This is a genomic window from Allobosea sp. P1_A7 (genome assembly GCF_056406775.1).
Window position 1 is genome coordinate 1 of record NZ_JBFTZN010000021.1, and the last position, 23,733, is coordinate 23,733.

Consider the following 23,733-nt stretch of genomic DNA (forward strand, 5'->3'; position numbering starts at 1 on the left):
TTCGACGACCCTGCCGATGCCGAGACTGCCATCACGAGACTGGAAGCAGCAGGCCTGCCGCCAGATGACATCAGCATCATTCGCTCCCCCACAGCGACCATCAGCAAAGATGCCTCCCGGGGAGCCGAGCTCGGCGGCGCTGTCGGCGCGGGCGCGGGCCTTCTGGCCGGGGTGGCAGCACTTCCCCTGCCTGGTATCGGGCCGGTTCTGGCGGCCGGGTGGCTGCTCGGCACATTGGCCGTCGGCACCACGGCCGGCGCCGCAGCCGGAAGCCTGATCGGGGCGCTGACCGGCGCCGGACTGAGCGAGGACGAGGCCCATTTCTACGCGGAAACGATCCGGCGCGGCAGCACGGTGGTCTCGGTCCGCACCTCCGATTCCCATGCCGCGGTCATCGAGAAGATCCTGGATGGAGCCGGTCCGATCGATGCGAAGGCGCGCCGCGGCGAATATGAGCGGGCAGGCTGGAGCCGCTTCGACGAAACGACATCGCCTCCGTGACGCCGCCTCGAGGCGGCCGTCCTCTGAAAGGAGAGGCAAAGCCGGGGTCATGGCTGAGGCTCGGTCGGCATGATAGCGCTGGGCCCGGGACAGGGATCACGGCCGCCTGGGGAGGGAACCATGGATTTTCAGTTGGCGCTCATCATTGGGCTGACCTTCGTGATCCACCTGATCGGCACGCTCGCCTATGCCTTCAGGATTGCGGGCATCCGCACCGGCCACATCGCCATCGCGTTCTCCCTCTTCAACGTTCTCGTCCTGATCTCGCGGACTTCAAATTCATTTCAGGGGCCATTCCTGGCCAAGCGTGTCGAGAACGCCATCAAGAGTCCCATACTCCATGATCTTCATTTCGATTTCGCGCTGATCATCGCCAGTGCCTCGGCCGCCACCTTGATCGGTGGCCTGCTGATCCCGACCTTTCAACGCTACTCGACGATCGCGGTGTCGAGCTTCAAACGAAATCGTTCGATGCCGCGCCTGTTGGCGCGCTCTCTGACGCCACGCGGCGTTTCCCTCCTCGGGACATCGGCCAAGATCCCGAGCTACCAGAATCTCTATCTTCTCAAGCTCCCGACAGATGTTCCCGTGTCGGTCATCCTGATGAATTTCGTAGCCAGTGCGCTTTGGACCGTTGGCGTGCTGGCGGCGATCTATGCCGGAACGATCGATCCGGACTTGCGCGTGACTGCGAGCACGCTGTCCTCAGTGATCAACGGCGTCGCGACGATCATGATGTTCATCCTGATCGATCCCTATCTTGCGGCCCTTACGGACGACACCGTCAGCGGAACCTCGGATGACGGCTTCTTCCGAAAGGTCGTGGTCTGGATGATTGCCGGGCGTTTGGCGGGAACCATCGCTGCTCAGGCCATTCTGGTGCCTGCTGCGCAGTTGATCGTCTGGGTCGCCAAGGCAATCTAGCGCCCGTTGCCTGAGCTCCAACAGTGGGGGGCAAGCTGACTGATCGAGTGCTGCCCGCCGACCCTCGCCAGCAGCGGCGGCCTGACGGCTGCATCGGCCATCATGCGAGACAGGCTTCGCCGCCCGCCGCGACGATCTCCTCCTCGCACATGCTCCGATGCGGCGCCGGTCACCTTGCTTCCGCTCGCTAAGACAGTGTGGTCGCTCTCCCCGACGGCAGTTCCAGCCGCCGGGAGATTTGCGACGCCTCCAGGAGTGCTTCGTCGTGGCTGACGACGACGAGCGCGCCCTCATAGGCGCGCAGCCCGGCCTCCMCAGCCTCGATCGAGTCGATGTCCAGATGGTTCGTCGGCTCGTCGAGCAGGAGCAGCGGAGGAGGGGTCTTTCCGCCGAGAACGCAGGCGAGGCCGGCACGCAGCATCTGTCCACCGCTGAGGGACAAGACGCGCTGAAGCGCGGCATCGGCCCTGAACATGAAGCGGGCGAGCGCGGCCCGGCAGGCATTTTCGTCGGCCTGCGGATTGATCCGAAGGAAATTGTCCCTGATCGAGAGCGCTGGATCGAGCAGGCTGACGCGCTGGTCGAGCATGGCGAAACCGGTCAGGACGCGGACGCTCCCCGCCCAGGGCCGCAACTGTCCGGCGATCAACGCAAGCAAGGTCGTCTTTCCCGAGCCATTGGGGCCGGTGACGGCCAGGCGCTCCGGGCCGGTCACCGTCAGGGAGAGGTCGCGGAGAATCGGCCGCTCCCGCTCATGGCCTGCGCTGACGCGATCGATCGTCAGCACGGTTCTGTTCGCCGGCAGCCCTGTCGAGGGCAGGGTTACAGAGAGCGGCWGCAGAATCTCGATGCGCTCGCGTGCGGCAGTCGCGGCCGCCAAGGCCTGCGAGCGTCTGTCCTCGGTGAGGCGGGCATTGCCGCCTCCGCTGTCTTCGCTGCGATCCTTCAGCAGGCCCAGGGCGATCCGTGGCATGCCGCCCTTCGCACCTGTCCTGCGGCCGGCCCCGTCCTTGCGGGCCTTGCGTTCGGTTGCCGCCTGGGCCTCGCGGGCCAATTCGGCGAGATGTTTGTCGGCGTCCGCGAGATCGTGCTGCGCGGCGGCGAGCTCGAGCGCCTTGCGCTCGCGATAGGCGCTCCAATTGCCGCCATAGCGCGTCGCGCCGAGAGAGGTCAGCTCGACGATGGCATCCATGGTCTCGAGCAGTTCGCGATCATGGCTCACGACGATGGCACCAGAGCGCCAGTTGGCGAGGAGATCGATCACGGCGCTCCGGCCTTCCCGGTCGAGATTGTTCGTGGGTTCGTCCAGCAGGAGGAAATCGGGTTCCGCGAAGATAAGCGCAGCGAGGCTGGCCCGCGTGCGCTGCCCGCCGGAGAGGGCAGTCAGTCGCGCCTGCGGTTGCACTTCAAGCCCAACCTGGGCGAGGGCGGCCGACAGGCGCGCCTCAAGCGTCCAGTCGGCTTTCCCGAGTTCGTCGATGGTGGCTTCGCCGGCCGCGGCACGGTGCAGGAGCGCCAGCGCCTCAGTCGCTCCAAACAGCCCCGCGATCGTTTCGTCGGGATTGATCTGGACGGCCTGGCGCAGGACGCCGAGCGTTCCGCTCACAAAAACGCGCCCCGACTGGGGGGAGAGTTCGCCAGAGATCAACCGGAGAAGCGAGGTCTTTCCGATGCCGTTACAGCCGACGAGGCCGACGCGTTCCGGCCCGAAACTCAGGTCGAGGTCAGAGAGGAGAGAGCGGCCGTCAGGTGCCGACAGCGTCAGATGGGACAGGATGATGGAGGCAGGCATGAATACGGATCTCCCCGGGGGCAAGGCGGACTGGCTTTGCGGTCGGGGTGAAATCCATGGCTGCAGACATCCTGTGGGAACTGATAACGGGCGTTATCTAGCTCCGTGATCCCTCCGGATCAAGCGTCGTACGGAGGCTTTGCATTGCACGCCGGGTCTGGACGGTCGCGCTTTTGGCACAGCCGGAGCTGGGCGAACAGGACAGGGGGCTGTCAGCTAAATGTCAGCTTGCTGAGTGTATGTTTCTCCCAGCGCGGCACATCTTCAGCCCCCCAGCTCTTGTGTCGCGCTTGCATCGGCCCCGCCGTTTCGCACGATCCGGCGGGGCTTCGCATGTCGGTGCCTTGCCCGCGCGGCCCCAAAGTCTGGCTCAGGCGAAGAGCAGTCCGGGGTTCGGCGTGTAGCGGGCGAGCTTGTCCTGGTCGATGCTGACGCCGAGGCCCGGCCGGTCGGGGATCGTCAGCCAGCCCTCGCCGTCGAGCACGAAGGGCTCGGCGAGGATGCCGTCGACATAGGGGCTGCCGCCAATGAACTCGACCAGATCCGCGCTCGGGAACGCGGCGGCCATCTGCAGGTCGGCTGCGAGGCCGAGCGCCGTGTTCCAGCCATGGCCGATATATTTCACGCCGAAATCGTCGGCCATCCAGGCGATGCGGCGCTGCTCCGACAAGCCCCCGACCTTGGTGACGTCGGGCTGGACGATATCGACGGCGCCGCGCGCCAGCCAGGGCAGGAAGGCCTGGCGCCGCGTCAGCACCTCGCAGCCGGCGATCGGCACCGGCGAACATAGCCGCAGCTCGCGATACTCCTCGATCGCGTCGGGCCGCACCGGCTCCTCGAACCAGCCGACATCGAAATCCGCCAGCATTTCCGCGGTGCGCTTGGCCCATTTGAAGCCATGCGGCCAGAGCGCATCGCTCGCGCCGGCATCGACGAAGAGTTTTGCCTTGTCGCCGGCCGCCTCCCGCGCCGCTCGCACGATCGCTTCGTCGAGCCTGGTGTCCAGCGCCCGGCCGAACGGACCCCAGCCGATCTTGAAGGCGGTGAAGCCCTTGTCGCGATAGGTCGCGATCACCTCGCGCATCGCCGCCGGCTCTTCCATCAGCAGCGAGCAATAGGGTTGCACGCGGCGGCGATAGCTGCCGCCGAGCAGCCGCCCGACGCTGAGCCCGGTCGCCTGGCCGAGAATGTCCCAGAGCGCGATGTCGATGCCGCTGATCGTATGGGTGAGCGTACCGCCGCGTCCCATCCAGAACGTGTTCTGGTGCRGCCGTTCGCTGAGATGATCGGGGGAGAGCGCGTCCTCGCCGAGGTACAGCGGCTCGAGCACCTTGAGCCCGGCCTGCACCAGCCGCCCATCCGTGAACGAGCTGCCATAGCCGATCAGCCCCTGGTCGGTATGGACCGCGATCAGGGCATGGATCGAGTCGTCGGGCCGGATCTCCGCCGACCAGCCGCCCTTGGGGCTCTCACCGAAGAGCGGGGCGGCCTCGATCCGGGTGATCTTGAAGGGGGGCAGGCTGGCAGGGCGCTGGGTCGTCATGGCTAGGCTCGTCTGGGAAACAGTCACGCTTCGTCCCTTTCTGCGCGGCGGCGGGCAATGATGGCTTCGTAATCCATGGCCTGGTTCATCACGGTGATGTGCTCGTCCAGCGCGGCGCGGATCGCCGCGATGTCGCCGGCCTCGAACACCACGAGCAGATCCTGGTGCTCCTCGACGACACCGAGCATCGGTTTGCCGAAGGTCGCCAGGCCGAAAATGATGGTGAATTGCCGCGACAGCGTCTCCCAGAGATCGAGCGTCACGCTGTTGCCGCCGAGTTCGCAGAGCGCGCGGTGGAACAGCGTGTCGGCCGCGGCGACGCCATAGGCATCGTGGCGGGCCGCCATCRGCTCCATTTCCGCAACCGCCTTGCGCAGCGGGTCGAGATGGTGGCCGCGATTGCGCCCGGCCGCGGTCGCCCGCCCCATCGCGCTGGCTTCGAGCGCGATGCGGGTTTCGATGAGGTCGGCAACCCTTCCATTCGTCACCGGGCGCAGCCGGATGCCCTTGTAGGGCTCGTTGACGACGACGCCCTGGCTCTCCAGCAGCCGCAGCGCCTCGCGCACCGGCACGCGGCTGACGCCGAGCTTGCGGGCGAGTTCGGCCTCGACGATCCGGTCCCCGGGCAGGATCAGGCCGGCGGCCGCGCCGGCGATGATGGCCTCGATCGCCTGGTCGACCAGGGTCTGCGGCTGCAGCGGCAGCCAGCCCGTGCCGCGCGATACCGGCCTTGGCGCCTCCGCCCTCGCATTGGTTTTTGTCTGCTGCATCTTCGTCTGCTGCACTTGCCTCGCCCTGCGGCGGCCTCACTTGACTAATCGTAGAATCGTATACGATCATACGATCACAAGAGCAAGGAGGGGGTAGGGATGGTCACCGTTGCCGAGAGCCGCATTCGCTGCGAAATCGATCTGGATGCGCCAGGCCGCCAGGCCGGCTACCTGAAGGCGCCGCTCTCGCGAAACACCTCCGGCTGGGGCACGGTCGAGATCCCGATCATCTCCGTGCGCAACGGCACTGGGCCGACCGTGCTGTTTACAGGCGGCGTCCATGGCGACGAGTATGAGGGTCCGATCGCCATCTCCCGGCTCGCGCGCAGCCTGGATGCTGGCGCGATCCAGGGGCGCGTCATCATGATACCGGCGCTGAACATCCCGGCCGTGATGAACGACACGCGGCTGTCGCCGGTCGATAACCGCGACATGAACCGCTGCTTCCCCGGCAATCCGCGCGGGACCTTCTCGGAGATGCTGGCGCATTTCGTCGATGCGGTGCTGCTGCCGCATGTCGATATCTCCGTCGACCTTCACACGGCCGGCCATTCCGGCGATTCAGCTCTGTCGACGAACATGCATTACGTCGCCGATGCCGGGCTCCGGGAGCGCACCATGGCGGCGGCCGCGGCCTTCGGTGCGCCCTATAATGTCGTGTTCTGGGGCGTCGACGAGGGCGCGACGCTGACATTCTCGGTCGAGCGCCGGGGCATCCTCTCGCTCGGCACCGAGCTCGGCGGCTGGGCGCGCGTCAATGTCGAGGGCGTGCGCATCGCCGACCGTGCGCTGCTCAACATTCTCAAGCATTTCAAGCTGATGGAGGGCAGCCCCGATACGCGCCAGCGCGATGGGGCGCAAGGCACCCGCCACATGATGGTCCGCAACGCCGCCGGGTACAGCTTTGCGCCATCGGGCGGGCTGTTCGAGCCGAAGAATGTCGTCGGTGACATCTGCCGGGCCGGCGAACTCGCCGGGCTGCTGCATTTCGTCGAGGATGTCGACCGGCCACCGATCGAAATTCGCTACCAGCTCGACGGCGTCCTGTGGATGTCGGCCGGTCCGGGCCGCGTCCAGCGTGGCGACGCCGTGGCCGTGGTGATGGAGGATTACGACGAGACCCGCGCTGCCCAGTGACGTCCTGAATAATCAAAAAGGGGAGATCAGGCATGAAAAAGCACAGCATTCTCGGCCACGCGCTTGCAGCAACCATGCTCCTGTCGATGCAGGCCGGAGCCTCCGCCCAGCAGAAGGGCGGGGACGTCGTCATCGGCATCAGCCAGGCGCCGCCTTCGCTCGATGCGCAGATCACCTCGGCGCAGGCCTCGCGCAATGTCACCCTGCATATCTTCGAGACGCTCTATGCCCGCGACGAGAACGCCAAGCCGGTGCCGGAGCTGGCCGAGGGCGTCACCATCTCGCCCGACGGCAAGACCTATGTCTTCCCGATCCGCAAGGGCGTGAAGTTCCATAACGGCAAGGAGCTCGACGCCAATGACGTCGTCGCCTCGCTCGAACGCTACCGCAAGATCGGCGCCTCGCTGGCCCTGGTTTCGGCCATCGACAGCATCAAGGCGACCGGCCCGCATGAAGTCACCATCACGCTGAAGCAGGTGCAGGCGACATTCCTCGACAACCTGTCCTCGCCGCGGGCGCCGCTGGCGATCTATCCGGCGAGCGAAGCCGCGAAAGAGGCCGGCAAGATCGAGATCATCGGCACCGGCCCCTATAAATTCGTGGAGTACAAGCCCGACAGCCATGTGAAGCTCGCGCGCTTCGACGGCTATGTGCCCAATCCCAACGGTACGGGCCGCGATGGTTTTGCCGGCAAGAAGGAAGCCTTCCTCGACACCGTGACCTTCCGCTTCATGCCGGAGGGCGGCGCTCGCACCGCAGCGCTCGAATCCGGTCAGATCCAGTTCAACGAAACCGCGGATGGGCCGACCGCCAAGCGCCTCGGCAGCGATCCGCGCTTCGCGATCCACAAGGTGGTGCCCTTCGGCCTGCAGGTGATCAAGTTCAACCATGCCGAGGCGCCGGGCAACGACAAGAATTTCCGGCTCGCCGTCCAGGCCGCGTTGAACATGGACGACATCATGAGCATCGCCTATTCCGACATCAACCAGATCGACCCGAGCTGGCTCTATCCCGGCGCGCCGTTCTACAGCACGGCCGGCAGCGCCAAGTACAACAAGGCCGATCTGGCTGAGGCCAAGGCGCTCCTGGCAAAATCCTCCTACAAGGGCGGCAAGACCACCTTCATCGTCGACAACCTGCGGGCCAATGTCGACACCGCAACCGTGCTGCAGGAACGGCTGAAGGAGATCGGCATCAATGTCGATATCTCGATCGCCGACTGGCCGACGGTCTCGAAGATCGGCTTCACCCCGCAGGGCTGGACCTTCTGGACCCACGGCTTCGGCATCGAGCCCTTCGAAGGGCCGGCCTCCGTCATGGCGCCCTGGGTCAACGGTCTCTCGCAGCAGGCCAAGGACCCCGTCATCGACGAGCTGGCGGCGTCGCTCGGCAGCGAGATGGACGAGGCGAAGCGCAAGGCGCTGTTCGACCGCTTCCAGACCCATATGTACGACAACGCGGTCGCCATGAAGGCCGGCAATTACGGCGTCTTCCAGATCAGCACTGCCAAGCTGAAGAACTTCAAGCCCTACCGCATCCCGCGCATGTGGGGTGTCTGGCTCGAGCGCTGACGCCAGCCTGCGGGCGCGTCAGACAGCGCGCCCGCAGATCGGCCCGCTATATGCCGGCCCGCCGCTGGCGGGCTGCGCGGCTGCGCCTTCTCGAAGCGGAACAACTGATGGCAAGCTTTATGATCCGGCGGATCGCCAGCGCGATCCTGGTGCTCGCACTGGTCTCGCTGATGTCCTTCGCCCTGATCTGGCTGGTTCCGGGCGATACGGCGGCCGCCTTCCTCGACGCCTCGGCCACGCCCGAGCAGGTCGCGGCGCTGCGCACCGCGCTCGGACTGGACAAGGCGCTGCCGCTGCAGATGGCGGAATGGTATGGGCGCGTCCTCAGCGGCGATCTCGGGCAATCCGTGCTGCTGAACCGCTCCGTCGCCGGCGCCTTGCTGGAGCGGCTGCCCGTGACGCTCTCGCTCGCCAGTTTTGCACTCGCCATCGCGATTGCGCTCGGCGTGCCCGCCGGAGTGGCTGCCGCCGTCTTCCATAATCGCTGGCCGGACCAGCTTTTCATGACGACGGCGCTGCTCGGCCTCTCCGTCCCCGATTTCTGGCTGGGGCTGGTGATGGTTCTGGTCTTCGCCGTCTCGCTCGGCTGGCTGCCGAGCGGCGGTTTTACCGCTTTCGGCACCGACCCGCTCGGCTGGCTCAAGACGGTCATCCTTCCCGCCTTCACGCTCGGGCTCGTGCAGGTCGGCTTCATCGCCCGCATGGCGCGCGCCTCGATGCTGGAAACGCTGAACCAGGATTTCGTCCGCACGGCCAATGCCAAGGGCCTGTCGCGCTTCTACATCGTGGTGCGCCACGGCCTGCCCAACGCCATGATCCCGATCCTGACCGTGATCGGCATCGTCGCCGGCGCGCTGCTCGGCGGCACCGTCATCATCGAGCAGGTCTTCTCGATTCCGGGCATCGGCCGGCTGATCGTCGGCGCCATCGCCTCCCGCGACTTTCCCGTGCTCCAGGGCGGCCTGCTTTTCCTGGCGGTGGTCTATCTCCTGATCAATCTGATCGTCGATCTCCTCTACGCAGTCGTCGACCCGCGGGTGAGGCTGTCCTGACCATGACGATCGCCTTTCATAAACCGGCCCTGAGCCCGCGGCAGGCAAGCCTTCGCCGGCTCGCCCGCAGCCGCTCCTTCCAGATCGGGGCCGCGATCGTGCTCGCCATCGTCCTGGTCGCGCTGCTGGCCGATCTGCTCGCGCCCTTCGATCCGCTGCGCAGCAATGCCCGCATGCGCCTGACGCCGCCCAACGCGACGCACTGGTTCGGCACCGACCATTTCGGCCGCGACATCCTCTCCCGCGTCATGGTCGGGGCCCGGATCTCGCTCAGCATCGGGGCGGCGACGGTCCTTCTCACCGGCCTCTTCGGAACCGTGATCGGCGCGGTCGCAGGGTTCTTCCCGCGCTTCGACAACCCGATCATGCGGCTGATGGATGCGCTGATGGCGTTCCCCTCCATCGTGCTCGCCATGGTGGTCAGCGCGGTGCTCGGCGCCTCGCTGACCAATGTCGTGATCGCCCTGTCGATCGCCACCATGCCTCACACGGCCCGTATCGTCCGCGCTTCGGTGCTGGTCGCGCGCGAACTCGACTATGTCGAGGCCGCCCGCTCGCTCGGCGCGGGCGAATTGTCGATCCTGTTCCGGCATGTGCTGGTCAACGCCATGGGGCCGCTGATCGTCCGGCTGACCTATGTCTTCGCCGTCGCCATCCTGGCCGAAGCCGCRCTCTCCTTTGTCGGCGCCGGACCGCCACCGCCGGCACCCTCCTTCGGCGCGATCATCGCCCAGGGCCGCGATTTCATGCGCGAGGCGCCGTGGATCACGATCTTCCCGGGGCTTGCGATCGTCCTGTCCGTGCTCGGCCTCAACCTGCTCGGCGACGGTCTGCGCGACGCCCTCGATCCGCGTTCGACCATGTAGCCACCGCCATCCCGAAGGCCGGCGCGGAGAGCCGCGCCCGAGCGATAAACCGGAGACCAGACGTGAAACGCATCCTCATCGCCGAATGCAAGCAGGAGATCTCGTCGTTCAATCCGCTGCCGTCGGGCTACGGCAATTTCCACATCAGGCGGGGGGACGCGCTCTATGAGCAGCGCGGCACCAACCAGGAGATCGGTGGCGCGCTGGCCGTGTTCGAGGCGCGCGGTGACATCACCGTGGTGCCGACCATCGGCGCCCGCGCTGGCAGCGCCGGCCTGCTTTCCGCCGAAGGCTGGAAGCGCCTGTCGCAGGAGTTCCTCGACGCCGTCTTCGCGCGTCTCGACGGCATCGACGGCATTTATATCTGCTTGCACGGCGCGATGGCAGCCGAGGGCGAACTCGACCCGGAGGGCTACCTGCTCGAGGCGCTGCGCAAGCGCGTCGGGCCGGACATGCCGATTGTCATCTCGCTCGACCTGCATGGCATCCTGACCGATCGCATGCTGCGGCAGGTCAACGGCTTCGCGATCTACTGGACCTATCCGCATGTCGATTTCGCCGATACCGGGCGCCGCGCCGCCGCGCTGCTGCTGCGCCTGATGGAGGGCGGGCTTCGCCCTGTCGCCGCACGCGTCGTCATGCCGACGCTGGTCCGCGGCGACGAGCTCATCACCAAGACCGGCTGCTATGGCGATCTCCTGCGCGACTGCCGGCGTCTCGAGGAGGAGGGCAGGGCGCTGGCCGCCGGCATCATGATCGGCAATCCCTTCACCGATGTRCCGGAACTGTGCTCGCAGGTCCTGATCCTGACCGACGGTGACGCGGCCACGGCTGAACGCGAGGCGCTTCGCCTCGCCGAGGAATTCTGGCCGCAACGCTTCCGGATGCAGGGCAAGCTGATCGGGCTCGAGCGCGCCATCGCCCAATCCCAGACGATGGCAGGGCCGCTGATCTTCACCGATGCGGCCGACGCCACCTCCTCGGGCGCGTCGGGGGACAGCAACGCCATCATCGCGGCTTTGTACGCGGCCGGCTACGGCGGCAGGGTCCTGGCGCCATTGGTCGATGCCGGGGCGGCCGCAGCCGCGCACAAGGCCGGCGTCGGCGCGACGATCAGCGTTGCGCTGGGTGGCGCCATCGACCCCGCCCGCTTCACGCCGATGCAGGTCGAGGCCAAGGTCAAGCTGCTCTCGGATGGCGAAGCGCTGCTGGAAAYGATGAAGGCGCCGCTTGCGGCAGGCCCGACGGCGGTGCTGACCTTGGGCCCGTTCACGATCGTGGTCATGAGCCATTCGGTTAGCCTGTTCGACCGGGCGATGTATTACGCCAACGGCCTGAACCCGCAGGATTTCGACCTCGTCGTGGTCAAGTCGCCCCATACCGAGCACCACATGTTCGAGCAATGGTGCGAGCATAATTTCAACATCGATGCGCCCGGTGCGACCTCGGCCAATCTGAAAAGCCTCGGGCACAGCATCTGCGCCCGGCCGATGTATCCGCTCGAGGCCGATGCGGCCTTCGCGCCGAACCCCGTCATCTACACGCTGTGAAGGACAAGCCCGTGCCGACGATCGATGCAGTCGATTTCTTCTACCTGTCCATGCCCGTGGTGACGGACGAGGCCGATGGCAGCCAGGATGCCCTGCTGGTGCGGGTAGCCGCCGGCGGCCAGATCGGCTGGGGCGAGTGCGAGGCAGCCCCGTTGCCCTCGATCGCAGCCTTCATCTGCCCGATGTCGCATGGGGTCTGCCGCCCCGTCGCCGATTCCGTTCTCGGCAAGCCGCTCGAAAGCCCGGCCGATATCGCGCAGATCTCGGCTGACGTCGCCTATAACTCGATGGACCTGCTGCAGGCGCCGCACACCTTGTCGGGCGTCGAAATGGCGTTGTGGGATGTGCTCGGCAAGCTGCGCGGAGAGCCCGTTTGGCGCCTGCTCGGCTATGAGCGCAGCCACCCCAAGACGCCCTATGCCTCGGTGCTGTTCGGCGACACGCCGCAGGAGACGCTGGCGCGCGCCCGCGATGCGAGAGCGCGCAACTTCCGGGCCGCCAAGTTCGGCTGGGGGCCGATCGGGCGGGGCAGCGTCGCCGCGGATGCCGAGCATTTCGTCGCCGCGCGCGAAGGGCTTGGCGCAGACGGCATCCTGCTGGTCGATACCGGCCAGATCTTCATCGAGGATGTCGAGCGCGCCGCCGCAAGACTGCCCGCGCTGGAGAAGGCAGGCGCGCTCTGGTTCGAGGAGCCGTTCCAGGCGAGCGCCGTCGACGCCTATGCGGCCCTGGCCAAGCGCAGTTCGACCGTGCGCCTGGCGGGCGGGGAGGGTGCCCATAACGTCCATATGGCGAAGCAGCTGATCGATCATGGCGGCGTCGGCTATATCCAGATCGATTGCGGCCGGATCGGCGGCGTCGGCCCGTCCAAGGAGGTGGCCGACTACGCCGTTGCCAGGGGCGTGACCTTCGTCAATCACAGCTTCACCTCGCATCTGGCGCTCTCGGCCTCGATCCAGCCCTATGCCGGCCTGAAGGACCACGTCATCTGCGAGTATCCGGCCATGCCAAAGCCCGTCGCGCTCGCCTTCACCCGCAACCACCTGGAAAGGGACGGGAATGGCGACATCAGCGTCCCGGACGCGGTCGGGCTGGGGCTGGAGATCGACGAGGAGGGCATCCGCCAGTATCTCCAGGATGTCGAGATCAAGGTGAACGGCAAAGTGCTCTACGCGACGCCGCAGATCTGAGGCGGGGCCTGACGGGGCTAGAGTCCTGTCAACTTCAATGCGGCTGCGGGCAAACGCTCCCCGGTCAAGGTCATCGTCGACAGGGCCTGATCGATCTCGTGGAGATCGGCCGCGGTCAACTGCACCGCGGTCGCTGCGATGTTCTCCTCGAGGCGATGAGGTTTCGTCGTGCCGGGGATGGGAACGATCCACGGTTTCTGCGCCAGGAGCCAGGCCAGCGCGATTTGCGCGGGCGTCGCGCCCTTGTCCTCGGCGACGTCCTCAATGAGCGTGACCAAGGCTGCATTGGCCTTGCGGGCTTCCACCGAGAAGCGTGGCACTGCATTGCGGAAATCCGTCGGTTCGAAGGTCGTGTTGCCGTCGATCTTGCCGGTCAGGAAACCGGCGCCGAGCGGGCTGAACGGCACGAAACCGATGCCGAGCTCTTCGAGCACAGGCAAGATCTCCGCTTCCGCGTCGCGATAGAACAGCGAGTATTCGCTCTGGACGGCAGCGACGGGATGAACCGCATGCGCCCTGCGGATCGTCGCCGCGCCGGCTTCGGACAGCCCGAAATGGCGGACCTTGCCTTCCGCGACCAGGGCCCGGACTGCGCCGGCCACCTCCTCGATGGGAACCTCGGGATCGACACGGTGCTGGTAGAATATATCGATGACATCGGTGCGAAGTCGCTTCAGGGACGCCTCGGCGACGCGCCTGATATGCTCGGGCCGGCTGTTCAGCCCTGGGCGCCGTTCTCCGGAATTCTGGTCGATGTCGAACCCGAACTTGGTCGCAATGACGACGTGCTCGCGGATCGGCGCGAGCGCCTGACCCAGGAGCTCCTCATTGACGAACGGCCCATAGGACTCGGCGGTGTCGAACAAGGTCACCCCTCGGTCGAAGGCCCGGCGGATCAGCTCGACGCCGGCTTTCCCCTCGACGGCTTGGCCATAACCATAACTCAGGCCCATGCAGCCGAGACCGAGCGCCGACACGTTCAGGCCGCTCTTGCCGAGTGTCCGTTTCTGCATGGTCCACCTCACACTCTGCTCACGATGTTGATGGCGCGTATGTAGCGAGCGTGGCCCGCGGTGATTAGGAGTTATAATCCGCAAGAGCTCATAAGGTCCCCTAATCAATGGCGCAGCCGAACTTCAACGATCTCGCTGCCTTCGCCATGGTGGCGCGGGAGCGCAGCTTCACCAAGGCCGGGGCCAAGCTGGGCGTCTCGCAATCGGCCCTGAGCCAGACGATCAAGGCACTCGAGGAACGACTGAAGCTGCGCCTGCTGACCCGTACGACGCGCAGCGTCGCGCCCACGGAAGCGGGCAAGAGACTTCTGGAGACGGTCGGTCCGCGCTTCGAGGAGATCGAGGCGGAGATCGCGGCGCTCGGCGAGTTGCGAGGTAAACCCGCGGGAACGGTACGCATCACGGCCGGAGAGCACGCGGCGGTCGCCATGTTGCAGCCGGCCCTGCGCAAATTCCTGCCGGATCATCCCGACATCACGGTCGAGATCATCGTCGATTATGGCCTCGTCGATATCGTCGCGGCTGGCTACGACGCCGGCGTGCGCCTTGGCGAGCAACTGGCGAAGGACATGATCGCGGTTCGCATCGGCCCGGAGATGCGCATGGCCGTGATTGGCTCGCCGGACTATTTCGCCCGCTACGGCATTCCCGAGACTCCTCAGGACCTGACCGCTCATAACTGCATCGCGTCGCGCCTGCCGACCTATGGCGGCCTCTTTGCCTGGGGGCTGGAAAAGGACGGCCGCGAGATCAAGGTCCGCGGCGAGGGGCAGCTTGTGTTCAACAGCCTCGCCATGCGGCTGAACTCCGCCTTGGACGGGTTGGGGCTCGCCTATCTGCCAGAGGATCAGGCCATCCCGCATATCCGGGACGGGCGCCTTGTGCGCGTGCTGGAGGATTGGTGCCCGCCATTCCCTGGCTATCACCTGTACTATCCGAGCCGCCGGCATGTCTCGCCGGCCCTGGCCGTCCTGATCGACGTCCTGCGCTACCGGGAATGATCTCGCCGGTGAAGCCGATGGCGGTCGCGCTACGTCATGCCTGGCTGGCCTGACCGGGCTCCGCGCCTGGCAATTCCCGTTGGCGATTGCTGCCGATGGGCCAGCCGGGCTGGACGAGCTTCAGGCCGTAATAGGTTGCGACCATGAACAGCCCGGCGGCAGCCGCGCAATGGATGAAGAAGCCCGCCACCGCTTCCTCGAAATTCCACCAATCCAGTGTCGTCTGCATGGAAAGCCTGGTTCCGAGCCCGAGGACGATGCAACTCCAGGCGCCGTGGACGGCGATCGTCACTGCTGCTGCCCGCAGCAGGAGCGTTCGCAGCCTGCTGGGCGTTCTGATGCCGAACAGGTTGCGGGCCACGCCCATCAGCATCGGCCAGCGCAGCCCGAGATGGATCGCGACGATCACCAGGACCCAGTAGGCGGCAAGGGTGTGGATCTGCCGAATGGTGAAGCCGCCCCAGGCCGGCAGATAGGCGGCAAGGGCATGCGAGATCAGCACGCTGGTCGCGACCAGCGCCAGCATGGCGATCAGGAGCGCGACGGTGACGCTGATGTTGAACAGGCTGCGCGGCCCGTGCCGGGTCCGTGCGACGGCGCCATACCAGCGCCGGTTGAAGACGTTATGGGCGATCAGGAGCAGGAACAGCGCCGTTCCCGCGATCTCATGGATGGGGTTGCCAAGCCACCAATAGGCAAACCCGAGCAGCAGCAGGCCGGCCGCCAGAGCGTCGAGCCATAGCCGGGATATGAAGAGAGAACTCACCTTCGTGCTCCCCTGGACCTATTCGACCGGCTTGCCGTCGAAACGGGGGATGCGATAGCCGGTGAAGAGGAATTCGCTGCCCGACTGGCTCTGGTGGCAGGACTGGCAGCGGGCGGTGTTCTCGCTCGTGTTGATCGTCCGATCCGGCCAGAACCACTGGAACTGCCAGTCGCCGGTGCGGCGGTCGTCGTCGTAATCCGCGCCCCAGTTCTGGCCCTTCTCCATCACGAAGTAGCGGAACAGCTTGCCGTCGCGATGGTCGACCAGCACGAAATGGGTTCCGGCCGGCACTGGCTGGCGGTTCTTCACGGCCTCGATCGCCGCGGGCGTCGTCATGATATGTTCGGTGACGTTGCCGCGCCGGACGGTGGTGTAGTGGACCAGCGTGTCGAGTTCGGGAAACGTCACCCTCGTGGCCTCCGCATGGACCCGCCAGCCCACCGTGAGGACGGCGGCCATGGACAGGCTTGCCAGGGCGATCTGAAGCGTAGGCACCTTCATGAATGGGTTGTCCTTGGATTGCTCATTGGAGACATGATTGCTTCTGGCCGCGGCCGTGCCGTCGAGGGCCGGGGAGGTCGCGGAATGGCCACGCCCTGCGTTGCAGAGGGGCTGCGCCGACCGTTCGCTCCATCGGGACCAGGTGGTGCAAGCTCTGGAACGACCATCCCGGGCCTCATTTCGGCTTGAACACGTCGCGCGCAACCGCGACCGCCGAAACGGCGTTCGGCCAGCCCGTGTAGAAGGCGAGCTGCGTGATCGCCTCGACGAGCTCTTCCTCCTTCACGCCGTTCTGCCGCGCCAGGGCGAGATGGGACCGCAACTGATCAGGGCGGTTCATGGCAATGAGAGCGCTGACGGTGACCAGGCTGCGGTCGCGCCTGGAGAGGCCTGGCCGCTCCCAGATGTCGCCGAACAGGACAGTGTCGGTGAGCTCGGCCAGCTTTGGCGCGATATCGCCCATCAGCTGCTGCGCCCGGGAAGGCGGCTTTGGCGTCGCCGGCTGGGCCGGGGCTGGCGCCTGGGGTTGGGCGTAGGAGGTCGTTGCGTGGCCAGCAGCGAACAGGCATGTGGCGGCGAGCAGGGCACGCGCGAGGGGGCTCATGGTGGGGCTTTCCTTGTCCGAATGAGTGGCCGCGACAGGCATGCGCCGTCGTCGTGCCGGCGAGAGTGCTGGGAGTGATCAGTCCWGCTGCTTGTCCGCCAGGAAGCGCGAGACCTGGTCCGCAATCTCGATGTTGTTCAGGTCCGAGAACGGGAAATGCGTGTTGCCCCGTATGCCGATCTCCGGCAGGTGGACCAAAGTGACTTGGCCGCCACGCTTGTTGACGGTGTCGCGCCAGATCCGAGCCATCTCCAGCCGGCCACGCCAGGCGTCCTGGGTCGGAACATCGGACGCCTTCGACGGGATATTGTCGCCGTAGAAGATGATGATCGGCAGCTTGGTCAGTGCCATGAAGTCCGACATCGGCACCGGCGTGCCTTCAAGCGTGTCGAACGCGGTCGGCACAGGCTTCGGCAGCTCGCCCTGCGGGAAGACGAAGCCGCTGCCGGGCTCGAAGGCGACGATCGCCTTGACGTTTTTGCTCTTGATCGCGGTCAGCCAGCCTGGCCCGCCGCTCTGCGAATGCGTCATCAGGATGCCGGGACCGATCCTGGCGAACAGCGCCGACACGCCATCGGAAATCAGGTTTGCATCGAACGGGCCGGTGTTCGGGGTCATGGCACGGAAATACTGGTTCAGCGTCTCCGGCTTGCGGTCGAACTGGACGCCGTCGAAATAGGTCGGCCAGATGCCGACGCGGAACTGGCCGAACCAGAACTGCTCGTCGGGAGTCGGCTTGATAGTCGCCTCGACCGTGCTGCGGCCGGCATTGCCGCGCCGCGGCTGGTCGATGAGATAGGTCGCGAAACGGCGGCGCAGGAAAATGTTCTGGAAGCCTTCGCGCCCGTCTGGTGTCGTCTCCCAGGTCTTCGAGAATTGCCCGGCCCCGTGCCACATCACGATGGGGAGTTTCCGCGGGGCGACCGGCAGCTGGTAGAAGGCGTAGAGATGATCGCCATGGAAGGTCTGCCCGGCCGGCTGCAGGGGTTTCATCGCATCGAATGTGCCCGGGGCGCTGGCGATCACGCCGCCGACCGCGAAACTGCCCTGGTCCTGAATGACCAAAGGCTCTGGCTTCCCGGCAGATTGTGAAAGCGCAGGCGTCAGACTGAGCAGACCGGTCGCGATCAGGATGGATGGAAGCAGGAATAGCGTCTTGATCGTCGGCATGCGCCCCTCGGTTGCTGCGTCAGCTTCGCGGGGAACCTAACGATCTGGCCGATATTCGATTAGGCTCAATGATTCACTAGGACAGATAAGCGGTGCTAATGAATGCCGGCGGTGCCGCGATCGCCGACCACCGCACGGAAACGCGGCTGTCCCGGGGCGGCCGCCCCTCGCTCACTCCAGCGTTACGGAGGCGGGCAGGACGTAGCGGCGCTGCAGGATTGTCTCGCCTCTCGAGCGGGAGCTTCGCTGAACGGTGTCCAGTGGGCGAAAGCCGAGTTTGAGAAGCACCTGCCCCGAAGCTGCGTTGTCGACGGCATGTCCGGAGAGAAGCTGCGACAGGCCGACTGTTCGAAACGCGAAGTTCAGGACCGCTCGTGCCGCTTCCGATGCATAGCCGCAGCCCCAGCTGGCCTGCTCGAACCAATAGCCGAGTTCCCCCTCGCCTTGAGAGATCTCATCGACGTCGATGACCCCGATGGCTCTGCCCTGGAGCTCGACCGCAAAACGATAGGCTTCTCCCGCTGCCCATTCGCGCGGATGGTCGGCGAACCATTGCGCGATGTCTGCTCGATCGGGCGGAAACGACGCCATTCGCAGCATGCGCGTCACCTCCCAGTCCGACTGTATTTCAAAGGCGCGATCAGCATCCGCGAGGCTCGTTGGGCGCAGAACCAGGCGATCCGTTGTCAAATGTTGCGGAGGGATGCGAGCCATAGTCTACCGCCAGCTGATCATCATGAGTGCCACCAAGGCCATGACGATAAGCCCGTCGTGATTGCCCGCAATGGGCGACATCGGGCCCCGCCGCACCGTCCTGCCTAGGTCCGTATTCGGCCAAGAGGCCGACGTCCGGCACTGGCGCGACCCGACGGGATGCGGCCGGACGCGCGATCGACCAGCCCCTCGGCTCCCTCGTGGGCTGTGACTTTTCCCTCGAATGCGCCCCCCTTGGGCCTGGAACCCCTTGGTTTCAGGCGTATTCCGGGCGGCGCGGTGTGAAGACGTCAAGATTGAGCACGGGCTCGTCGCCGACGACCTCGCCCCAATGCTCGACATTGGACGGGATCACGACGAGCCCGCCGGGGCCGACGAGATGCTCTTCGCCGCCGATGAAGAAGCGCAGCGTCCCACTCACGATATAGGCGATCTGCTCATGGGGATGGCTGTGCGGCCTGGGCTCATGGCCAGGCATCAGCCGGTGCAACGCCACTGTCGCGGCACTACCGGAGAAGGCCTTGCGGTCCACGCCTGGACGCACTGGCGTCCACGGAATCTGGCTCCAGTCGATCTTGTGAATGTCCATGGTGGATCTCCCGATTGAACAAGAGCGACCGTCCGGGCGGTCGGGTGCGTYGCTTGTCTACTTGGCCGCGCCGAGGATGCCGGACGGCCGGATGAACAGGAAGAGCAGCAGCACCGACAGCGCCGCGACGTTCTTCAGGCCCGCGCCGAAGCCGACGATGGCGAGTGCCTGCAGCAGGCCGAGCAGCAACCCGCCGAGAAAGGCGCCGAAAGGCCGCCCGAAGCCGCCGACGATCGCGGCGATGAAGCCGCTGATCGCGAAGGGCACGCCGACATTGAAGGCGGTGTACTGCGTCGGTGTGATCAGGATGCCGGCAATGGCGCCGAGCGCCGCGCTCAGCGCGAAGGCCAGTGCCAGCATGCGCGCGACCGGGATGCCTTGCAGCGCCTTGGGCTGGTCGCCGACTGCGATCAGCGTCAGCCGCTCGATCACGATCTGGGCGGCCAGCGTCGCCAGGATCATCACGAACATCGTCGCCTTGCGGTTCCAGAGCGGCCTGACGACGACGCGCTCGATCGCCACGCCGAGCACGGCGACGGCTGCGATCGCGATCAGGGCGGCGACCGGCAGCGGCACGCCGTTACGGGCGAACAGCACCTGGGTAATCATGCCGCCGAGCATCACGAAGGCGCCTTGCGCGAAATTCACGATGCCGCTGGCGTTGTAGATCACGCAGAAGCCGATGCCGATCAGGCCGTAGACGCAGCCGATGCCGAGCCCGCTGACGAGCACTTGCGGGATATAGGACAAGTCAGCCATGGGCCGCCTCCTGCGTGCCGGGCGTGTCGGTGGAAGACTTGTTCAGGGAAGACTTGTCCGAGGAGGACTTGTTCGAGAAAGACTTGCCGGTGCCGAGATAGGCCGCGATCACGGCCGGGTCGGCGCGGACCTCGGCCGGCGTGCCCTCTGCGATCTTGCGGCCGAAATCCACCACGACGACGCGGTCGGCGGTATTCATCACCAGCGTCATGTCGTGTTCGATCAGGAGCACGCTGGTGCCTTCGTCGGCGATGCGCCGGATGGTGCGCGAGAGCACGGCTGATTCCTCGGTATTCAGGCCGGCCGCCGGCTCGTCGAGCAGGATGAGCCGTGGCCCCGCCGCCATGGCGCGCGCCAGTTCAAGCATGCGCTGGCGGCCATAGGGCAGGCCCGATGCCGGTTCGTCGGCCATCCCTGCGAGACCGGCGAAGGCGAGGAGGTCGCGCGCCCGGGCTTCGACGGCTGCCTCCTCGCGGCGGGCAGAGGCCGGCCGCAGCAATGCCGAGAACAGGCCGGCCTTGCCCTGCAGGTGACACCCGACCTTGACGTTATCGAGCACGCTCAGATCCTCGAACAGCTTGACGAGCTGGAAGGTCCGCACCAGTCCCGCAGTGGCGATCTCCGCGGGCGGCCGGCCGGTGATGTCCTTGCCCTCGAAGACGATCCGGCCTGCGCTCGGCGGCAGGAAGCCGGAGATCAGGTTGAACAGCGTCGTCTTGCCGGCGCCATTGGGGCCGATCACGGCGGTGACGCCCTCGGCAGGGACCTCGAACGAGACATCGTCGACTGCGACGAGGCCGCCGAAGCGGCGCGTCACGCCGTCCAGGCGAAGCCGGCTCACGAGCGCCCCCGCGGGGCAAAGAGGCCGGCGAGGCCGCGCGGCGCATAGATCAGCAGCAGGATCAGCGCCGCGCCATAGGCGAGGTCCTGATAGTCCTTGAAGGCGCGAAAAGTCTCCGGCAGCAGGCTGACGATCAGCGCCCCGACCAAAGGTCCGGCGACCGTGCCGATGCCGCCGACATAGAGCATGGTGAAGGTGACGATGACCATGTGCAGCCCGAAGACCTCGGGGCTGACGAAGCCGACGACATGCACGAAGAGCGAGCCCGCGAGCGCGGCAAAACCGGCCGAGAGCAGGAAGGCCGCGAGTTTGTAGCGCGCGACGTCGATGCCGAGCGCCGTCGCCGCCTCCTCGCTGCCGGCGACAGCCGAGAGCGCTCGGCCGAAACGCGAGCGGCGGATGCGCGCTGCCGCAAAGGCGCAAGCCGCGACAACCAGCGAGAGCAGGATGAGCTGGCCGCGGTCGGAGGTGATCTCATAGGGACCGATCCCGAAGGGCGGGATGCCGGAGATGCCCATATAGCCCTGCGTCACCGACTGCCATTCGACGGTGATCTCGTAGGTGATCAGGCCGATGGCCAGCGTACCCATCGCGAGGTAATGGCCCTTCAGCCTGAGCGCGGGATAGCCGACGATCGCGGCGGCAATCACGGCCGCGACGATGCCGAGCACCATGGCGGGCAGGGGGCTCCAGCCATGGGTGGCGGTCAGCACGGCGGAGATATAGCCGCCGATCGCGGCGAAGGCGTTCTGCCCGAAGGAAACCTGCGCGGCGAAGCCCATGAACAGGTTCAGCCCGGTCACGAAGACCGCGTAGATCAGCGCAAAGGCGACGACCGTTGCGGCATAGCCGCCCACGATCATGGCATAGCCGACGACGAGCCCGGCGAAGAGCCAGGGCAGCAGGCCCACCAGCCTGAGCGGGCGCCGTTCAGGCGAAGTAATGCTGAGCGAGTTCGTCATGGGAGGTGATGTCACGCGGATCGAGTTCGGCGACGATGCGCCCGAGCGAAAGCAGGTAGACGCGGTTGGCAAGTTCGAGCGCGAGCGGCGCCTTCTGCTCGACCAGCACGATCGCCAGGCCTTCGCGGTTCAGGAGGCCGAGCGTCTCCAGGATTTCCTCGGTGACGCGCGGCGCGAGGCCGAGCGAGGGCTCGTCGAGCAGCAGCAGCTTCGGCCCGGCCATCAGCGCACGGCCAAGGGCGAGCATCTGCTGCTCGCCGCCGGACATGGAGCCTGCGGCCTGTCCGAGCCGTTCCTTCAGGCGCGGGAACAGGGTCAGCACGCGCTCGCGCCGGCGGTTGAATTCGGCCTTGTCCCGCAAGCGATAGGCGCCGAGTTCGAGATTGTCGGCAACGGACATCGGGGCGAAGAGACCGCGCCCCTCCGGCACCAGCACGATGCCGCGCGAAGCGACCGCGACTGCATCGTGCCGCGACAGCGCCTGGCCCCGGAAACGGACCTCGCCGCTATTGGCGGAGAGCCCCATGATCGCGCGCAGCAGCGTCGACTTGCCGGCCCCGTTGGGGCCGAGCACGGCGACGAGTTCGCCCTCGCCGATGTGCAGATCGACCCCGTGCAGCGCCTCGACATGGCCATAGCGCGCCGAGAGGCCGGTCGCGGCCAGGATCGGCGGAGCAGCGCTCGCTTCTATCTTGGTCGCGACCGCGAGGCTCATTGCACCACCTTGACCTTGCCGGCTTCGATGGTGGCCAGCACAAAGGGGTTCTCGGTGATGCCCTGATGCAGGTCCGGCCGGAAATTGTAGATGCCGGTCGTGCCCTGGAAGCCGGTCAACTCCTCATAGGCGGCGCGAACCTTCTCGCCCTCGAAGGACTTCGCCTTCTCGATCGCGGCGACCGTCAGCATGACGCCGTCCCAGCCGCGCGAGGCCCAGTTCGGGTCGCGATCCCTGTATTTTTCGCGCCAGGGCTCGAGGAAGGCCTTGATGCCGGTCTTGAGGGTGCCCTCGGGCAGCGCCTCATAGACCTGCGACGGCGAGGCGACGAAGAAGAACTTGTCGCCCAGCACCTCGGAGACCGGACCGAACACGGCCAGGTCCTCGAGGCTCGTCAGCAGCAGCATGTCGGCGCCGAGCTGCTTGATGTTCTTGGCCGCGGTCAGCGTCGTGCCGCCGAGCCCGATCTTCAGGATCGCTTCGGCGCCCGCCGAACGCGCCTTGCTGATCTGGACGCTGAGATCAGGGTCGTCCTGCTTGTACTGATCGACAGAGACGACCTCGAGGCCGTACTTGGCCGCGTTGCGCTCGGCCACGCCCTTCTGGAGATTGGCGTAGGGGGTCGGGTCATGCAGCACCGCGATCTTTCGGATCTGCGTCTTTTCCTTGAGGTATTCCAGGCGCTTGTCGACCTCGAAGCCGGCCGGCGGCAGGGTGGTGAAGGCCCAGGGCAGGTGCTCGGCCTGCTGCGGCAGGATCGAGCACAGCATCATCGGCACCTTGGCGCGCAAGAGCAGGCCGGCGGCCGCGAAATTGCCGGCCGAGACGCAGCCGCTGACGAAGACGTCGACCTTGTCCGAGCTCAGCATCTTCCGATAGACGGTCACCGCCTCCTGCGGCTCGGATCGGTTGTCCTCGACGACAACCTGGATCTTGCGGCCCATGACGCCGCCCTTGGCGTTCACCGCCGCGGCCGCCAGTTCAACGCCGTCGCGCCAGGCGCGATCGACCGTCGCGGCATAGCCGGTCAGACCTGCCGAGACGCCGATCTTGTAGGGCTCCTGCGCGCGGGCGGGCGCCGCGCCGACCATCGCGACGCTTGCGGCGATGCCGGCCGCAAATAGGGTCTGCTTCATCAACTGTCCTCCCGGTTTCCCTTGGCTTCGACTGGTCGCCCCGGTGCGGGGCTCCGCCTTTTTCTT

General features: G+C 66.2%; 24 protein-coding genes. 9 read left to right on the plus strand and 15 right to left on the minus strand.

From position 1 onward, the window contains the following. Positions 1-501, plus strand: a 501-nt coding sequence (locus AC1D34_RS05680) for a hypothetical protein (protein WP_476823719.1), incomplete at its 5' end; no start/stop codon positions are given. Between the two features lie 120 nt (positions 502-621). Continuing rightward, positions 622-1,425: a lipid II flippase Amj family protein gene (locus AC1D34_RS05685; protein ID WP_441504682.1), complete on the plus strand. Its 804-nt coding sequence runs from the start codon at positions 622-624 to the stop codon at positions 1,423-1,425. A 187-nt stretch (positions 1,426-1,612) separates the two neighbouring features. Here AC1D34_RS05685 and AC1D34_RS05690 read toward each other — a convergent pair whose 3' ends face one another. The 3 genes from AC1D34_RS05690 to AC1D34_RS05700 form a co-directional block, all read right to left on the minus strand. Continuing rightward, a complete protein-coding gene (locus tag AC1D34_RS05690) occupies positions 1,613-3,217 on the minus strand; it encodes an ABC-F family ATP-binding cassette domain-containing protein (protein ID WP_476823720.1) in 1,605 nt (534 codons plus the stop codon). Between the two features lie 370 nt (positions 3,218-3,587). After that, positions 3,588-4,760 (minus strand): mandelate racemase/muconate lactonizing enzyme family protein, encoded by a 1,173-nt coding sequence (locus AC1D34_RS05695; protein WP_476823721.1) that lies wholly within the window; start codon positions 4,758-4,760, stop codon positions 3,588-3,590. Positions 4,761-4,783: 23 nt separating this feature from the next. After that, positions 4,784-5,530: a GntR family transcriptional regulator gene (locus AC1D34_RS05700; RefSeq protein WP_476823722.1), complete on the minus strand. Its 747-nt coding sequence runs from the start codon at positions 5,528-5,530 to the stop codon at positions 4,784-4,786. A gap of 99 nt (positions 5,531-5,629) precedes the next feature. Here AC1D34_RS05700 and AC1D34_RS05705 point away from each other — a divergent pair, with 99 nt between their 5' ends. The 6 genes from AC1D34_RS05705 to AC1D34_RS05730 all read left to right on the plus strand — a co-directional run bounded on the left by AC1D34_RS05705 (position 5,630) and on the right by AC1D34_RS05730 (position 12,896). Next, complete coding sequence (locus AC1D34_RS05705) at positions 5,630-6,667, plus strand: succinylglutamate desuccinylase/aspartoacylase family protein (protein WP_476823723.1); 1,038 nt, start codon at positions 5,630-5,632, stop codon at positions 6,665-6,667. Positions 6,668-6,699: 32 nt separating this feature from the next. Next, positions 6,700-8,238 carry an ABC transporter substrate-binding protein gene (locus AC1D34_RS05710; protein ID WP_441504677.1) on the plus strand — a complete coding sequence of 513 codons (1,539 nt, stop codon included), beginning with the start codon at positions 6,700-6,702 and terminating at the stop codon, positions 8,236-8,238. A gap of 107 nt (positions 8,239-8,345) precedes the next feature. Beyond that, the gene (locus tag AC1D34_RS05715) at positions 8,346-9,290 is read left to right on the plus strand and encodes an ABC transporter permease (RefSeq protein ID WP_441488591.1); all 945 of its coding nucleotides are present in this window, start codon (positions 8,346-8,348) and stop codon (positions 9,288-9,290) included. Positions 9,291-9,292: 2 nt separating this feature from the next. Continuing rightward, positions 9,293-10,156 carry an ABC transporter permease gene (locus AC1D34_RS05720; protein ID WP_441488590.1) on the plus strand — a complete coding sequence of 288 codons (864 nt, stop codon included), beginning with the start codon at positions 9,293-9,295 and terminating at the stop codon, positions 10,154-10,156. A gap of 62 nt (positions 10,157-10,218) precedes the next feature. Further along, on the plus strand, positions 10,219-11,706 hold the full coding sequence (locus AC1D34_RS05725) for a M81 family metallopeptidase (RefSeq protein WP_476823724.1): 1,488 nt from the start codon (positions 10,219-10,221) through the stop codon (positions 11,704-11,706). 11 nt (positions 11,707-11,717) lie between these two features. Next, a complete protein-coding gene (locus tag AC1D34_RS05730; protein ID WP_441504675.1) occupies positions 11,718-12,896 on the plus strand; it encodes a mandelate racemase/muconate lactonizing enzyme family protein in 1,179 nt (392 codons plus the stop codon). A gap of 17 nt (positions 12,897-12,913) precedes the next feature. Here the strand turns inward: AC1D34_RS05730 and AC1D34_RS05735 are convergent, their stop codons facing one another. Beyond that, on the minus strand, positions 12,914-13,909 hold the full coding sequence (locus AC1D34_RS05735) for an aldo/keto reductase (RefSeq protein WP_476823725.1): 996 nt from the start codon (positions 13,907-13,909) through the stop codon (positions 12,914-12,916). A gap of 107 nt (positions 13,910-14,016) precedes the next feature. Between AC1D34_RS05735 and AC1D34_RS05740 the strand changes: the two genes are divergently transcribed. Then, positions 14,017-14,910, plus strand: coding sequence for a LysR family transcriptional regulator (locus tag AC1D34_RS05740; RefSeq protein ID WP_441488586.1), 894 nt, complete (start codon positions 14,017-14,019; stop codon positions 14,908-14,910). A 34-nt stretch (positions 14,911-14,944) separates the two neighbouring features. Here the strand turns inward: AC1D34_RS05740 and AC1D34_RS05745 are convergent, their stop codons facing one another. The 11 genes from AC1D34_RS05745 to AC1D34_RS05795 all read right to left on the minus strand — a co-directional run bounded on the left by AC1D34_RS05745 (position 14,945) and on the right by AC1D34_RS05795 (position 23,667). Next, positions 14,945-15,676, minus strand: coding sequence for a DUF4405 domain-containing protein (locus tag AC1D34_RS05745; RefSeq protein ID WP_441488585.1), 732 nt, complete (start codon positions 15,674-15,676; stop codon positions 14,945-14,947). Positions 15,677-15,694: 18 nt separating this feature from the next. Continuing rightward, entirely contained in the window at positions 15,695-16,177 is a 483-nt protein-coding gene (locus tag AC1D34_RS05750) for a cytochrome P460 family protein (protein WP_441504673.1), read from the minus strand. Between the two features lie 175 nt (positions 16,178-16,352). Further along, on the minus strand, positions 16,353-16,781 hold the full coding sequence (locus AC1D34_RS05755) for a carboxymuconolactone decarboxylase family protein (RefSeq protein WP_441488583.1): 429 nt from the start codon (positions 16,779-16,781) through the stop codon (positions 16,353-16,355). 78 nt (positions 16,782-16,859) lie between these two features. Next, a complete protein-coding gene (locus tag AC1D34_RS05760; protein ID WP_476823726.1) occupies positions 16,860-17,951 on the minus strand; it encodes an alpha/beta hydrolase in 1,092 nt (363 codons plus the stop codon). Positions 17,952-18,122: 171 nt separating this feature from the next. After that, entirely contained in the window at positions 18,123-18,665 is a 543-nt protein-coding gene (locus tag AC1D34_RS05765; protein WP_441488581.1) for a GNAT family N-acetyltransferase, read from the minus strand. Between the two features lie 256 nt (positions 18,666-18,921). Continuing rightward, on the minus strand, positions 18,922-19,254 hold the full coding sequence (locus AC1D34_RS05770) for a cupin domain-containing protein (protein ID WP_441488580.1): 333 nt from the start codon (positions 19,252-19,254) through the stop codon (positions 18,922-18,924). Between the two features lie 57 nt (positions 19,255-19,311). Next, positions 19,312-20,013, minus strand: a complete 702-nt coding sequence (locus AC1D34_RS05775; protein WP_476823727.1) for a branched-chain amino acid ABC transporter permease — start codon at positions 20,011-20,013, stop codon at positions 19,312-19,314. After that, the gene (locus AC1D34_RS05780; RefSeq protein WP_441488578.1) at positions 20,006-20,854 is read right to left on the minus strand and encodes an ABC transporter ATP-binding protein; all 849 of its coding nucleotides are present in this window, start codon (positions 20,852-20,854) and stop codon (positions 20,006-20,008) included. Before AC1D34_RS05780 ends, AC1D34_RS05775 begins: the two co-directional genes overlap by 8 nt. After that, positions 20,851-21,816 (minus strand): branched-chain amino acid ABC transporter permease, encoded by a 966-nt coding sequence (locus tag AC1D34_RS05785; protein WP_441488577.1) that lies wholly within the window; start codon positions 21,814-21,816, stop codon positions 20,851-20,853. Before AC1D34_RS05785 ends, AC1D34_RS05780 begins: the two co-directional genes overlap by 4 nt. Further along, the gene (locus tag AC1D34_RS05790; protein WP_441488576.1) at positions 21,785-22,531 is read right to left on the minus strand and encodes an ABC transporter ATP-binding protein; all 747 of its coding nucleotides are present in this window, start codon (positions 22,529-22,531) and stop codon (positions 21,785-21,787) included. The genes AC1D34_RS05785 and AC1D34_RS05790 overlap by 32 nt, the downstream gene beginning before the upstream one ends. Next, positions 22,528-23,667, minus strand: coding sequence for an ABC transporter substrate-binding protein (locus tag AC1D34_RS05795; protein ID WP_441504670.1), 1,140 nt, complete (start codon positions 23,665-23,667; stop codon positions 22,528-22,530). Before AC1D34_RS05795 ends, AC1D34_RS05790 begins: the two co-directional genes overlap by 4 nt. Positions 23,668-23,733 lie beyond the last annotated feature (66 nt).